The 13,360-nt window shown below is 35.8% G+C and carries 13 protein-coding genes and 1 tRNA gene; 10 read left to right on the top strand and 4 right to left on the bottom strand.

Translation table 11 applies throughout. The features are described from left to right. Positions 1–35 precede the first annotated feature (35 nt). On the bottom strand, positions 36–512 hold the full coding sequence (locus AO58_RS0113415) for a TspO/MBR family protein (RefSeq protein WP_024982197.1): 477 nt from the start codon (positions 510–512) through the stop codon (positions 36–38). A 110-nt stretch (positions 513–622) separates the two neighbouring features. Between AO58_RS0113415 and AO58_RS0113410 the strand changes: the two genes are divergently transcribed. The 6 genes from AO58_RS0113410 (at position 623) to AO58_RS0113385 (ending at position 7,087) form a co-directional block, all read left to right on the top strand. Further along, complete coding sequence (locus AO58_RS0113410; RefSeq protein WP_024982196.1) at positions 623–1,747, top strand: diphosphomevalonate decarboxylase; 1,125 nt, start codon at positions 623–625, stop codon at positions 1,745–1,747. A gap of 40 nt (positions 1,748–1,787) precedes the next feature. Then, positions 1,788–2,726: a mevalonate kinase family protein gene (locus AO58_RS0113405; protein ID WP_024982195.1), complete on the top strand. Its 939-nt coding sequence runs from the start codon at positions 1,788–1,790 to the stop codon at positions 2,724–2,726. A 20-nt stretch (positions 2,727–2,746) separates the two neighbouring features. After that, positions 2,747–3,703: a geranylgeranylglycerol-phosphate geranylgeranyltransferase gene (locus tag AO58_RS0113400; protein ID WP_024982194.1), complete on the top strand. Its 957-nt coding sequence runs from the start codon at positions 2,747–2,749 to the stop codon at positions 3,701–3,703. Positions 3,704–3,944: 241 nt separating this feature from the next. Then, complete coding sequence (locus tag AO58_RS0113395) at positions 3,945–4,847, top strand: pseudouridine synthase (RefSeq protein ID WP_024982193.1); 903 nt, start codon at positions 3,945–3,947, stop codon at positions 4,845–4,847. 67 nt (positions 4,848–4,914) lie between these two features. Continuing rightward, positions 4,915–5,277 carry a nuclear transport factor 2 family protein gene (locus tag AO58_RS0113390; protein WP_024982192.1) on the top strand — a complete coding sequence of 121 codons (363 nt, stop codon included), beginning with the start codon at positions 4,915–4,917 and terminating at the stop codon, positions 5,275–5,277. 49 nt (positions 5,278–5,326) lie between these two features. After that, positions 5,327–7,087: a DUF885 domain-containing protein gene (locus AO58_RS0113385; protein ID WP_024982191.1), complete on the top strand. Its 1,761-nt coding sequence runs from the start codon at positions 5,327–5,329 to the stop codon at positions 7,085–7,087. 74 nt (positions 7,088–7,161) lie between these two features. On the opposite strand, the gene AO58_RS0113380 is transcribed toward AO58_RS0113385, so the two are convergent. Beyond that, a complete protein-coding gene (locus AO58_RS0113380) occupies positions 7,162–7,734 on the bottom strand; it encodes a hypothetical protein (RefSeq protein WP_024982190.1) in 573 nt (190 codons plus the stop codon). A gap of 146 nt (positions 7,735–7,880) precedes the next feature. Further along, positions 7,881–7,962 (bottom strand) — tRNA-Leu (locus AO58_RS0113375). A gap of 109 nt (positions 7,963–8,071) precedes the next feature. Here AO58_RS0113375 and AO58_RS0113370 point away from each other — a divergent pair. From AO58_RS0113370 to AO58_RS18040, 4 genes are all read left to right on the top strand, one after another. Beyond that, complete coding sequence (locus AO58_RS0113370; RefSeq protein ID WP_024982189.1) at positions 8,072–9,460, top strand: dipeptidase; 1,389 nt, start codon at positions 8,072–8,074, stop codon at positions 9,458–9,460. Positions 9,461–9,724: 264 nt separating this feature from the next. Continuing rightward, a complete protein-coding gene (locus AO58_RS0113365) occupies positions 9,725–10,156 on the top strand; it encodes a toxin-antitoxin system YwqK family antitoxin (RefSeq protein WP_024982188.1) in 432 nt (143 codons plus the stop codon). 3 nt (positions 10,157–10,159) lie between these two features. After that, positions 10,160–10,534, top strand: coding sequence for a BlaI/MecI/CopY family transcriptional regulator (locus AO58_RS0113360; protein WP_024982187.1), 375 nt, complete (start codon positions 10,160–10,162; stop codon positions 10,532–10,534). Continuing rightward, positions 10,531–12,333, top strand: coding sequence for a M56 family metallopeptidase (locus tag AO58_RS18040; RefSeq protein ID WP_024982186.1), 1,803 nt, complete (start codon positions 10,531–10,533; stop codon positions 12,331–12,333). Before AO58_RS0113360 ends, AO58_RS18040 begins: the two co-directional genes overlap by 4 nt. A 74-nt stretch (positions 12,334–12,407) precedes the next feature. Here AO58_RS18040 and AO58_RS0113350 read toward each other — a convergent pair whose 3' ends face one another. Continuing rightward, complete coding sequence (locus AO58_RS0113350; protein WP_024982185.1) at positions 12,408–13,316, bottom strand: IS1595 family transposase; 909 nt, start codon at positions 13,314–13,316, stop codon at positions 12,408–12,410. Positions 13,317–13,360: the final 44 nt, after the last annotated feature.

Raw genomic sequence — 13,360 nt, 5'->3', positions numbered from 1 at the left:
TTCACTTATTGCTTGTTTAAAACAAATATATCGAATTATTTATTTAACCACCAAATACTTATATTTAATACCGTTGCAAAACTTACCCAAGCCAAATAAGGCAACAATAAATAGCCCGCAATTTTATTGATTTTAGCAAACTGAAGATAGGTTTCATAAATCATCAACCACAATAAGACAATCTCGATTCCTGCTAAAAAGGGATTATGCAAACCAAAAAACAAATACGACCACAAGGCATTCAATGCTAATTGTATCGCAAAAAGCGTCAAGGCTTTCTTTACAATAGGTCGATTCCATTCGATTTTATCCCAAACCAAACCAGCCGCAACACCCATCATCACATACAACAAACTCCAAACAGGCGCAAAAACCCAATTCGGTGGATTAAATGAAGGTTTTACTAATGTAGGATACCAATCTAAAATAGCGGCTTTGGTAACTGTACTTGAAAAATAACCTATTGCCAAACAAGTGACTACTACGGTAAGAATTCGGGTAATTTTATTCATTAGAATGATTTTTAAAGATTCCAAAAATAGGAAAAAGGATTCAAAAGAATAGCCAACAAAGAAATAAAGAAATAGTCAAAAAAAGTATCTTTGCGCAAATTTTATCTTCTATGACTGCTACCAATGATTTTATTCCAACAACGCCTTATACACACCACATAGAAAAAGGCATTTTTCAATGGAGTGCTCCAAGTAACATTGCTTTAGTTAAGTATTGGGGAAAAAGAGACGATTTGGGCCATCAAATACCAGCCAATCCATCTATAAGTTTTACGCTAAATAACTGTAAAACCATTACTAGTGTGGCTTTTGAAAAAAGAGACCTTTCGACTTCTATCAACGGTACCAATCCAAGCGATTACTCTTTTGACTTGCTTTTTGAAGGACAGCCCAAAGAAGATTTTAAACCAAAGATTCAGAAATTCTTAGAGCGCATCACTCCATTTATGCCCTTTTTGAAAGACTATCATTTTACCATCAATACCGAAAATACGTTCCCGCACAGTTCTGGAATTGCATCTTCGGCTTCGGGGATGGCGGCTTTGGCTATGAATTTTATGAGTATTGAAAAAGCATTAATCCCTGAAATGACTGAGGAGTATTTCTATCAAAAAGCGTCTTTTCTAGCTCGTTTAGGTTCAGGAAGTGCGTGTAGAAGTGTAAAAGGAAATTTGGTAGTTTGGGGCAATCAAGAGAATATTGAAGGTAGTTCGAACCTTTTTGGCGTACCTTTTTCAGGAAAAGTACATTCGGTTTTCGAAAACTATCAAGATACTATTTTATTAGTCGATAAAGGCGAAAAGCAAGTATCAAGTACAGTGGGTCATGATTTGATGCATAATCATCCTTTTGCCGAACGTCGTTTTGAACAAGCACATGAGAATATTGACCAATTGATTCCAATTTTCGAGAATGGTGATTTGGAAGCATTTATCAAAATTGTAGAAAGCGAGGCTTTGACCTTGCACGCGATGATGATGACTTCTATGCCGTATTTTATCTTGATGAAACCAAACACGCTACAGATTATCAACGCCATTTGGAAGTACAGAAATGAAAATAAAATACCCGTTTGTTTCACCTTAGATGCAGGAGCAAATGTGCATGTTTTGTACCCGGAAAACGTGAAAGAATCCGTTTTACAATTTATTCAAAGTGAATTAGTTGGCTATTGTCAAAATGGTCAGTACCTTTGTGATGAAATAGGATTTGGCAGTCAACTAATCAAACAATAATAAAAATCCCTATATTTACCGTTAGGAAAGCAAAAAAGATATGAAAGGACCTTTATTTTACTCAAAAATATTACTTTTCGGAGAGTACGGAATCATTCAAGACTCAAAAGGATTATCTATTCCTTACAACTTTTACAATGGCGCCCTCAAAAAAGAAGACAATCCTTCGCAAGAGGCTATTGCTTCTAACGGCCATTTGAAACGATTTGTAACCTATTTGGAAACCCTACAAACGGAACAACCGGATTTGGTACAATTTGATATTGCCACTTTGCAAAAAGACGTGAATGAGGGTATGTTCTTTGATTCCAGTATTCCGCAAGGGTATGGAGTAGGTAGTAGTGGTGCTTTGGTGGCTGCTATTTATGACAAATACGCACAACATAAAATCACTGTTTTAGAAAACTTAACTCGTGAGAAATTATTAGCCTTAAAAACTATTTTCTCTCAAATGGAAAGTTTTTTTCACGGAAAAAGCTCTGGTTTAGACCCGTTGAATAGCTACTTAAGCATTCCGATTTTAATCAACTCTAAAGATAATATTGAAGCCACAGGCATTCCAACTCAAAGTTTTGACGGCAAAGGCGCTGTGTTTTTGCTAGATTCTGGCATTGTAGGAGAAACCGCTCCTATGGTAAATATCTTTATGGAAAACCTAAAAGACCAAGGGTTTCGCACGATGTTGAAATCACAATTTGTAAAACATACTGATGCTTGTGTTGAAAATTTCCTTGTTGGAGATATCAAAGCGCTGTTTAGTAATACAAAAAAATTGTCTAAGGTCGTTTTAAATCATTTCAAGCCAATGATTCCTGAGCAATTTCACGGGGTTTGGCAACAAGGAATAGACACAAATGACTACTACTTAAAACTTTGCGGTTCTGGAGGCGGCGGTTACATTCTTGGTTTTACACAAGACTTAGAACGTGCCAAAGTAGCTTTAAAAGACTACAAACTTGAAGTGGTATACCAATTCTAAAAAAAACGAGAAGACTATTCATGATCAAACGAGAGCAAAAGCTATTGTTATTAAAAATCGTTAGTTTGTTCTCTGTTATTCGAGGGTACAACATTCCAATAATTATCATTGCGCAGTATTTGTCGGCTATTTTTATTATGGCGCCAGAGCAACGTGCCTTGAATATTTTATTGGATTTTAATATCTTTATTTTAGTATTTGCTTCGGCCATTGCGATAGCCTCAGGGTACATTATCAATAATTTTTACGACAGCCAAAAAGATTTAATCAACCGTCCGAACAAATCGATGTTGGACCGATTGGTGAGTCAAAAAACGAAACTTCAGGTATATTTTTCCTTGAATTTCATTGTTGCCTTGATGGCTTGGTTTGTTTCTTTGCGAGCCTTACTGTTTTTTTCATTCTACATTTTTCTGATTTGGTTCTATTCACATAAATTGAAAAAAATCGTTTTTATAGGAAATTTATCAGCGGCATTGCTAGCTGTTTGGCCTTTTTTCGCCATTCTTTTGTATTACTATCAACCCACTTCGATTGAAGAATTGGAACGCCACAAAGACCATTTTGCTGTAATCTTCGCCCATGCTTCTTTCTTGTTTTTATTGATTTTGATTCGGGAATTGATTAAAGATTTGGAAAATTTGAAAGGCGATTTGGCCAATAATTACCATACTATTCCTGTTTTTTATGGAGAAAATTGGTCCAAAAAAATCAGTACGGGATTAACGGTTTTAACGTTGGTTCCTGTGTACATTTTGATTGAGCTATATGATGTAGGCTATATGGACATCTACTTTTACAGTTCTTTGATTGTACTGTTGTTTTTTCTGCTTTTATTGTGGCAATCAAACGACAAAACGCACTACATTAGATTGCACAACATCTTGAAATTTTTGATTGTAGCAGGTGTTTTTTGCATTGTATTGACCAATCCAAGTGTGCTTTGGCATGGTAAAAATTGGTTATTAAAGCAGTAATTTCTCTGGAACAAAACGTTCTGTAGTGCAGGATTTCCTAGCCCTGATGGGAACGGCATCCTTTACTGCCGGGGTTCGGCAGTAAAGATATAGTGGACAGCAGGAAACAGCTCCTAAAGCAAATCGACTCACTAAAAACCGTACTTAACTACTAATAAATTAGCCAGTTATCGTTTTCTAATTATCGAAAATCGTTTCACAAGGATATAAATAGTATCTTTGCACCAAATTAGAGATTATTATGAATAATAAGGAAGGCAACAACAAACGAAGCGGAGCAAGGCCAGCAGGTTCAAGACCCAATTCGAATAAGCCAAAACCTGCGATGCAAAAAAGGGCACAAGGGCCTAAAAAAGCAAAACCAACTGCTAAAATTGAAGAGGCGAATAAAGTAGTTAAAAAACCCAATCAAGTAGCCAAAAGACTTAAAGAAAAAGACGAAATTCGTTTGAATAAATACATTTCGAACTCGGGCGTTTGTTCGAGACGTGATGCGGATATTTACATTCAATCTGGTAATGTAAAGGTAAATGGTGTTCCCGTAACTGAAATGGGATACCTAGTAAAACCAACAGATGTAGTGAACTTTGACGGAAAAGTTTTGACTCCAGAGAAGAAAGTGTACATCCTATTGAACAAACCTAAGAACTTTACCACGGCACTTGATGAAGGTCAAGAATACCGCAATGTTTTGGAATTGGTAAAAGGTTCTACTACGGCTAAAATTGGCCCAATTGGTAGAATGGACAAAAATACTACCGGCTTGTTATTGTTTACCAATGACACCGATATGATTCGTAAATTCACTTTACCAAATCAGAAATCATCTAAAATCTATCAAGTTTCATTAGATAAAAACTTAAAGTTTGAAGATTTAGAAAAAATCAATAAGGGTGTCGTTATTGATGGACACCGCGTATTTGTAGAAGACGTGAGCTACATTGAAAATGAAGCCAAAAGCGAAGTGGGCTTAAAATTACGCTCGGCGAATGTAAAAGTAGTGCGTTCTATTTTTGAACAATTCAGTTATGATGTGTTACGCATCGATCGCGTTTCGTTTGCTGGTTTGACCAAGAAGAATTTACCAAGAGGCAATTGGCGATTATTGACGGATCAAGAAATTATCAATTTGAAAAACGTTTAACAAAAATAAATACCAAACAATCCCATTACAATCCAATTGCAATGGGATTTTTTAATTCAAAACTATTATGAGTCCAGAAAAATTAAACTCTATTGCTTTCAAATGGTTTGACTGTTTTAATAATAAAGAGTTAGAAAAATTGTTGTCGCTTTATGATGACGAAGCCATACACTTTAGTCCAAAACTCAAAGTACGTCAACCTGAAACCCAAGGTCTAATATCCGGAAAACATGCCTTAAGAGCATGGTGGCAGGAGGCTTTTGAAAGACTTCCGAGTTTGCACTACAAAGTAACCTCGCTTACTGCTAATGGCGATCGAGTATTTATGGAATATATTCGAATGGTCGACAATGAAGACAATATGCTTGTAGCCGAAGTTTTAGAAGTTAAAAACGAAAAAATTATAGCTTCGAGAGTCTATCACGGATAAAATTAACAAAAAAATAAAGTAGCTTTACGGTTGTTCTAAACTAATCAAAATGAGAAAAAACCTATTCCTATTAACTTTTGCGCTATCTGTACTTTTTATTAGCTGCAAAAAAGAAGCGAATTCTACTAATTTTAGTGCACTAACCAAGAGTTACTTTGATGACAAAAATGTTTTAAATCCACTTGGCGCCACACAAAATGGTCAAAACGAATACAATGACCAATTGCAATTTGAAATGACCGATTCGTTCCGAAAAAAACAAGAAGCTTTTTATGAAAAATACGAAACAGCATTGAGCGAAATAGACAGTACAAGCCTCTCTGAGGAAGAGCTTAACAGCTATGAAATCATAAAATGGGAAATTGCTATAGGCAAGGAAATGCTACAATATCCTACTAATTTAATACCTATGAGTCAGTTTGAAGGCACGCATTTAACGATTGGACAAATGGCCGGCGGCACTAGTGCACAACCTTTTAAAACCGAAAAAGATTACACCAACTTTCTCAAAAGAATGGAATTGTATAGCCAATGGATCGATTCGGCCATGGTATATATGAAAAAAGGTATTAAAGAAGGTGCCGTATTACCCAAGGCTTTGACTTTAAAAATGATTCCACAATTTGAACAAATGCCTACAGCAAAAGTTGAAGATAATCTATTTTATTCGGCAGTAAAGCTCATGCCCTCTAGTTTCTCAGCTAGCACAAAGCAAGACATAGCCAACAAATACAGCACGGTAATCACCACAAAACTGATCCCTCAATACCAAAAAATGACTGCTTTTTTGAAAACCGAATACCTCCCTGCTTCAAGAGCTACAAGTGGTATCGGCAGCCTTTCGTTTGGCAAAAATCTATACGCCAGCTATGCCAAACAGTGGACTACAACCACCACCACTCCAGAAGCCATTCACGAATTGGGACTTAAAGAAGTAGCACGCATTCGAAGTGAAATGGAGAAAGTAAAAGCCCAAGTAGGTTTCAAAGGAAGCTTAATAGCCTTTTTTGATGAAGTGCGAAACAAAAAAGAATTAATGCCTTTTACACAACCTGAAGAAGTAATTGCCAATTTTAATCGCATCCATAAAATTATTGAGCCTAAAGTCAATCAGTTGTTTTCATTACAACCTAAAACTAAATTTGAAGTAAGAAGAACTGAAGCATTTCGAGAAAAAACGGCCAGTGCCGAATACAATCAAGGCACGACAGATGGTAGTCGTCCTGGTATTTTTTACGTTCCCATTCCAGATGTTAAAAGCTACAATATGTATGGTGACGAAGATTTATTTTTACACGAAGCCATTCCAGGTCATCATTTTCAGGTATCCTTGCAACAAGAAAATGCCAATTTACCTGATTTCAGAAAATACAATTGGTTTGGTGCGTATGGCGAAGGCTGGGCGCTATACACTGAAAGCTTAGGCCCAGAATTGGGACTTTATAAAGATCCGTATCAGTATTTTGGCATGTTGAGCAACGAGATGCATCGCGCCATTCGTTTGGTGGTCGACACAGGATTACACAGCAAAGGCTGGACTAGAGAACAAGCCATCAAATATTCTCTGGAAAACGAAGCCGAAAGTGAAGCCAGTATCATTGCCGAAATAGAACGTTACATGGCCATTCCAGGTCAAGCGCTCTCTTATAAAATGGGACAACTTAAAATCATGGAACTTCGAGAAAAAGCAAAAACCAAGTTAGGCAATAATTTTGATATCAAAACATACCACGAAAAAGTATTAGAATCAGGATGCTTGCCTTTGGCTCTATTGGAAACAAAAATTGATCACTGGATAGGCAAAAAATAATTTCAAAGCAAAAGGGATATTGAGCACTTCAATATCCCTTTTTTTATATCAAACTAGAGCAACAATTCTAGTCTTTACTTTCCTTTTTTAAAACGGAAGAACGAAAAAGCAGCGATCTCTGGCCGGCTACTTTCAAAATAATCATACCCTTTTTCAGCATTGGCAATCCCTAAGATTAACCGCACACCTCGGGGCAAAATACCATACAAAGTTTGAGCCTCTTTATCTAACAATGAAAATAAATTTTCAGGAACCTCTTTCTTCAAGTTAGCCAACACCAAAAGCGTTACTACATTAAAAAGCACCCTTGCGGATTCGCTTTTAATACACATTTCATTAGAAATCATCTCTGACAAACGCTCTTTTTTGTTGGGAAACAAACGGTTAAGATACACAAAAGCCTCGGAAAACAAGTTTTCATGAGTATAAAAATCATCTAATTGTTTTTCAAAAGAAACCTCTATTTCATCCACTGCTTTTAACAAAACCTCCAAGTCTTTACAATTTTTAATCCCTACTAAAAGGGTACAAATGCATACTTCGAAAGCTTTTTTTAATTGATTTTCCCGCTCATTACATATGTACGCTAGTTTTACGAAAAGATCATTTGAAACTAAATCTTTGAAAGGATGCAGTAAAGTTGTCATTATGGTTTTTGAAAAAATTAAATTAGGAACAAAAAGTGATATTTAGAAACGAGGTTCTAAATGTACTATTTTATTTGTTATTTAAAAATTAAAAAAACGTTACTCATTCAAAAAAAAAAGCTTCTCGTAATGAGAAGCTTTTTTTGTGCGGATAATAGGACTCGAACCTACACGCCTTGCGGCACCAGATCCTAAGTCTGGCACGTCTACCAATTTCGCCATATCCGCGACTTTGTGGGTGCAAATATAAGCATAAGTTCTAATTTTCAAAGGATTTTTTAAAAAAAATAATAATCATTTTTTTGTACATTTGACTTTACAAAATTAAACCTCCAAAATGGAAAATAGAAGTAATTACGTTCAGCAACATAAAGAACGCTTTATCAATGAATTAGTCGAATTATTAAAAATTCCTTCCGTTAGTGCCGATACCGCTTTCTCTCAAGATGTACTTGATACCGCAGAAGCCGTAAAAATTAGTTTAGAAAAAGCTGGCTGTGATTTCGTTGAAATCTGTGAAACTGCAGGTTATCCGATCGTATATGGAGAAAAAATCATAGACCCTAATTTACCAACGGTTTTGGTTTACGGACACTACGATGTACAACCCGCCGATCCTATCGAATTATGGACCTCTCCTCCTTTTGAACCTGTGATCAAATCAACGGCTATTCATCCTGAAGGCGCTATTTTTGCTCGTGGTGCTTGCGATGACAAAGGCCAAATGTACATGCATGTAAAAGCTTTTGAATACATGATTCAAAGCAATACTTTGCCTTGTAATGTAAAATTCATGATTGAAGGTGAAGAAGAAGTAGGCAGTGTCAACTTAAAAACATTTGTTGAAAATAACACTGAGAAATTAAAAAACGATGTGATTTTAATTTCGGATACGGGAATGATTTCTAACCAACAACCATCCATTACCACAGGATTGCGTGGATTGAGTTATGTAGAAGTAGAAGTGACTGGTCCTAACCGCGATTTACATTCTGGTTTGTACGGTGGCGCAGTTGCCAACCCAATCAATATCTTATCCAAAATGATTGCTTCGCTTCACGACGAAAACAATCACATCACCATTCCAGGTTTCTATGATAATGTAGAAGAATTATCTCTGGAAGAAAGAGCCGAAATGGGCAAAGCACCATTTAGCTTAGAAAACTACAAAAAAGCATTAGATATCAATGATGTGTATGGCGAAACAGGCTACACAACAAATGAGCGTAATTCTATCCGCCCCACTCTAGATGTAAATGGAATCTGGGGAGGTTATACAGGAGAAGGAGCCAAAACGGTCATTGCTAGCAAAGCTTACGCAAAAATATCAATGCGTTTAGTACCTAATCAAGATTGGGAAGTGATTACCGATTTGTTCACCAAACACTTCATAAGTATTGCTCCAGCTGGCGTGAGTGTTGTAGTAAAACCGCATCACGGTGGACAAGGTTATGTGACTCCTATCGACAGCATTGGTTACCAAGCCGCCAACAAAGCTTATACAGAAACCTTTGGAGTGCCTGCTATTCCGGTTCGTTCCGGTGGAAGCATTCCTATCGTTGCATTATTCGAAAAAGAATTGAAAAGCAAAACCATCTTGATGGGATTCGGTTTAGACTCCGATGCGATTCACTCCCCTAACGAACATTTCGGAATTTTCAATTACCTAAAGGGAATCGAAACCATTCCGCTTTTCTATAAATATTTTGTAGAGTTGAGTAAATAAATACTCTTTTCATACCAACATCCGCTCCTTCATACTTGATTGAGCGGATTTTTTTTTGGGCGTAACCCGCAGAAAAAGCGGGTCGGGTCATCCGCTATATCTTTTTGGGCCCTCGCCGAAAAAGCGAGTCCCCAAAAAGGATGCCGCTCCTACCCCTTACGCAAAACCGTTCCTAAACCACTCATTGCAAAAAAGTTAACCATTTTGTTGCAGATATTATTTTTTATTCTACATTTGTAGAGTAATGTATTATTCTGTAGAGCCATGGCAAAACCAATCTTACTATTTGTACTATTTCTTTTATGTAGTTGCCAAGTACAACACATCAATCAAAAGAAAGACAAAAAAATGCACGGCAAATGGATTGAAGAATATACTTTGGACACCATTCGATACAAATCTATTGGAAGATACAAAGAAGGAGAGCCAGTCAAAAAATGGAAATATTATGCCAATGGCAAAATCATCAAAAAAGAAACCTATAAAAAAGAGTATTGCAAAGTGCGCTTTTACCACCCGAATGGAGCGCTTCAAGCCAAAGGAATTACACAGTTGATTGAAAAAGGGAAAGACATTCATTGGTTTTACTCCGGCGAATGGGAGTATTTCGACACCAATAAAAATTTAATCATCAACCGTTTGTACGACCATGGAGAACTTATCTCAGAAAAAGAAATAAAAAACACAAAACAATAAACCATGCAACAACTCACCAACGCCGAAGAACAAGTTATGCAGCATTTGTGGCAACTCGAAAAAGCCTTTATGAAAGACCTACTCGAAGCCTACCCTGACCCAAAACCTGCTACAACTACCATTGCTACCTTATTAAAACGAATGATTGACAAGCAGTTTGTAGCTTACAAAGAATATGGCAACTCGAGAGAGTATTACCCATTAATTGACAAAAACGATTATTTCTCAAAACATGTCAATGGACTAATTAGTAATTTCTTTAATAATTCAGCTTCTCAATTTGCTTCATTTTTTACCAAAGAAACAAACCTAACCGCCAAAGAACTAGAGGATCTTAAAAAAATCATAGATAACGAAATCCAAAAAAAGAAACCATGACACAGTACTTGCTCACTTCAACTATTGCTGCTACTATTCTATTGGTAGTATATCAGCTTTTTCTGGAAAAAGAAAAAATGCACCGTTTCAATCGGTTTTACTTGTTGATTAGCTTGCTTTTTTCACTTCTAATTCCTTTTATCTCGATTGAAATTATTAAAGAAATCACGACTCCTGCGACTGCTCCAATTGCAATGAACTTTTCTGGAGGAACTATGGTAATTGCAGAAGAAACGAATTATTTAGAACAAACATTATGGGGTATTTATGTCCTAGTAACTGCAATACTATCTGTTAGATTTATTCGAAATATTGTAACTTTTTATCAATTAAAAAAAAATAACACAACCCTTTTGTTTCAAAACGCGACTTTAGTTTTACTAAAAGAAGCTGTTTTGCCGCATACTTTTATGAATACCATTTTCATCAATGAAGCGGAATACCAAGAACGCAAAATTGAAAAAGAATTGTTTGCTCACGAAATGACACATGTCAATCAAAAGCACACGCTAGATGTTCTATTTGTAGAGTTGATTAAAACTGTTTTTTGGTTCAATCCTTTGTTTTTGTTGTACAAAAAAGCCATACAACTCAATCATGAATTCCTAGCCGATGAAAAAGTGGTGCAATCGTACAAAAATATTCCATTTTATCAATCGCTATTGTTATCCAAAGCGAGTTGCAACCCGCCTTTGTATCTAGCAAGTAATTTAAATTTTCAAGTCACTAAAAAACGCTTTCTCATGATGAGCCGAAATTCTTCTAAAAAGATAATACTTGGCAAACAGCTAGCACTATTACCCATTTTTACCGCACTATTTTGCTATTTCTGCATCGATAGTGTAGCGCAGGTACAAACGAAACCAACCATAAACACAAAATTTACAACTGCATCAGTCACCGACAGAGATGCCTACTATGCCAGTGTTACAGTTAATGTTACTGACGAAAAAAGAAACCTCATCTTTTCCAAAAAATACGAAGACTTGACTTTGGAAGAAAAAAATAGATACTTATCCTATACTCCCAAAAAATACTCAAAAAAGAGCCCTACAAAGGCAGAATTTGAAGATTTCAAAAACAGTAAAAAATATGCCATCTGGATTGACGATATTCCTGCTGACAACAGCCATTTAGCCGTCTATTCACCAGACAAAATTGCTTATTTTACAGGAAGCTCGGTTTTTAAAAATGCAAGAAGCAAAAAATTTCCACAACCATTTCAGTATAGTTTCTATACAGAGGCCTATTATGAAAAAAACTTAAAAAATGCGCATAAAAAGTTTTCTGGGAAAAGCATCGATATTGTTCTTACTGACTCGAAAAAAACACCGACAACTTCAAAATCGAATATAAAAGAAGAATCATTAGTCAGTCCTAATAAAAACCTAGCAAATTTAAATCCTGATCCAAAAAAAGAGGCTTTAGTCAATTTGCTACAAGAAACTACAAAAGAAAGCAATCCACCACCATCGAATGATGTTGTGTTTAATGTAGCAGGTATAACTGAAAAACCCGAATTCCCTGGAGGCATGGAGAAGTTCTACAAATTTGTTGGAAATAATTTTCAAGCTCCAACTGAACCTAATTTAAAAGGAAAAGTATACGTTATGTTCATTATCGAAAAAGATGGAAGCATTACTAATGTCAGCGTTTTGAGAGATATTGGACACGGGACCGGCGAAGAAGCCATGCGCGTAATCAAACTTTCTCCAAAATGGATTCCTGCTCAGAAAGACGGCGTACCAGTTCGTGTACAGTATAGTTTACCCATCACTATTATGAGTTCTAACTTATAAAACAATAAATATTTAACCAAAAAAAAGACCATGAAAACACCACAATTTCAATTAAAAAAGTAGGTATAGGCGCTTTAGTCGCACTCGTTAGTTATTGAATTTATTGAGTTTTCTTTGTAATTAACCATCTTTAGTATTAACACATCGAAGATTGTATCCATATTTGACCTTCTGTTGTATCTAAAATGATATTCATTCAAATAATCCTGCATATGTTCTTTGCTGCAATGATGATGTATTCCTCTTAGCCAACCTTTGATATTCATTATGTGGATATGTAACTCTTTAAAGTTTTTTCCATCATCTGAATCAACTTGTTTCAGGTTTAAAAAATCTTTTTTCAATGGACTATAACCTCTCCATTTATCAGTAATTATAGTAGCTTCTTTTGATACATATTTCTTTAAAAAAGTTCCCAATTCTGTTGCAGATGAATGTTCTATAACCTCAGCATAAGCACGGCCAACACCATCGTCTAAAATTTCTACGGCAAGAACAGCAAGTTTTTTTAACCCTTTACTTCTCCCTTTCTTATTTTCTTCTGGACCGCCAACCATAAACTCATCGACATGAATTATCCCTGTTAATGGGTGGTTCAAGCTGCTTTTCATTGCTTGTTGCACTTTTGATTTGAAAGACCAACAAGTCTTTTGACGAAGTTCAAACTCTGAACTTAACTCTAAAGATGACATCCCTTTCTTCTTAGTGCTAATTTTAAAGGCAATATGGAATGCAATTAAAAGAGAAAATTTAATCTTCTCAAACATTGTTCCTGTTGTAGGACTTTCATCGTATCTGCATTTTGTACATCGTCTGTTTTGAGGATTTTTTCCATTCCCGAACTTGTCATTATCACACCGTTTACATTTATATCCGTCCGCCCATTTTATTTGTGAAAGATAAGTCAAACAATAATTATCATCTTTAAATCTATTATGAAATTTTATCGAATTCACTCCTCTGAAAATATTTCTATCTGCCATAAGGCTAAGATAATTATTTGCGACCTAAGCGCCTATACCTATAA

The sequence above is a fragment of the Flavobacterium succinicans LMG 10402 genome, from assembly GCF_000611675.1.
Taxonomy (GTDB): domain Bacteria; phylum Bacteroidota; class Bacteroidia; order Flavobacteriales; family Flavobacteriaceae; genus Flavobacterium; species Flavobacterium succinicans.
Note: the sequence above shows the minus strand (reverse complement) of the source record. Positions and strands in the feature narration are given on the sequence as shown.

Excerpts from the sequence above, each read along its gene's own strand:
- AO58_RS0113350 (WP_024982185.1), bottom strand. The coding sequence starts at position 13,316 with ATGGCAGATAGAAATATTTTCAGAGGAGTGAATTCGATAAAATTTCAT.
- AO58_RS0113395 (WP_024982193.1), top strand. The coding sequence starts at position 3,945 with ATGAATAATAAGGAAGGCAACAACAAACGAAGCGGAGCAAGGCCAGCA.
- AO58_RS0113370 (WP_024982189.1), top strand. The coding sequence starts at position 8,072 with ATGGAAAATAGAAGTAATTACGTTCAGCAACATAAAGAACGCTTTATC.
- AO58_RS0113360 (WP_024982187.1), top strand. The coding sequence starts at position 10,160 with ATGCAACAACTCACCAACGCCGAAGAACAAGTTATGCAGCATTTGTGG.
- AO58_RS0113410 (WP_024982196.1), top strand. The coding sequence starts at position 623 with ATGACTGCTACCAATGATTTTATTCCAACAACGCCTTATACACACCAC.
- AO58_RS0113365 (WP_024982188.1), top strand. The coding sequence starts at position 9,725 with ATGGCAAAACCAATCTTACTATTTGTACTATTTCTTTTATGTAGTTGC.
- AO58_RS0113385 (WP_024982191.1), top strand. The coding sequence starts at position 5,327 with ATGAGAAAAAACCTATTCCTATTAACTTTTGCGCTATCTGTACTTTTT.
- AO58_RS0113380 (WP_024982190.1), bottom strand. The coding sequence starts at position 7,734 with ATGACAACTTTACTGCATCCTTTCAAAGATTTAGTTTCAAATGATCTT.
- AO58_RS0113400 (WP_024982194.1), top strand. The coding sequence starts at position 2,747 with ATGATCAAACGAGAGCAAAAGCTATTGTTATTAAAAATCGTTAGTTTG.
- AO58_RS0113405 (WP_024982195.1), top strand. The coding sequence starts at position 1,788 with ATGAAAGGACCTTTATTTTACTCAAAAATATTACTTTTCGGAGAGTAC.
- AO58_RS0113415 (WP_024982197.1), bottom strand. The coding sequence starts at position 512 with ATGAATAAAATTACCCGAATTCTTACCGTAGTAGTCACTTGTTTGGCA.
- AO58_RS0113390 (WP_024982192.1), top strand. The coding sequence starts at position 4,915 with ATGAGTCCAGAAAAATTAAACTCTATTGCTTTCAAATGGTTTGACTGT.
- AO58_RS18040 (WP_024982186.1), top strand. The coding sequence starts at position 10,531 with ATGACACAGTACTTGCTCACTTCAACTATTGCTGCTACTATTCTATTG.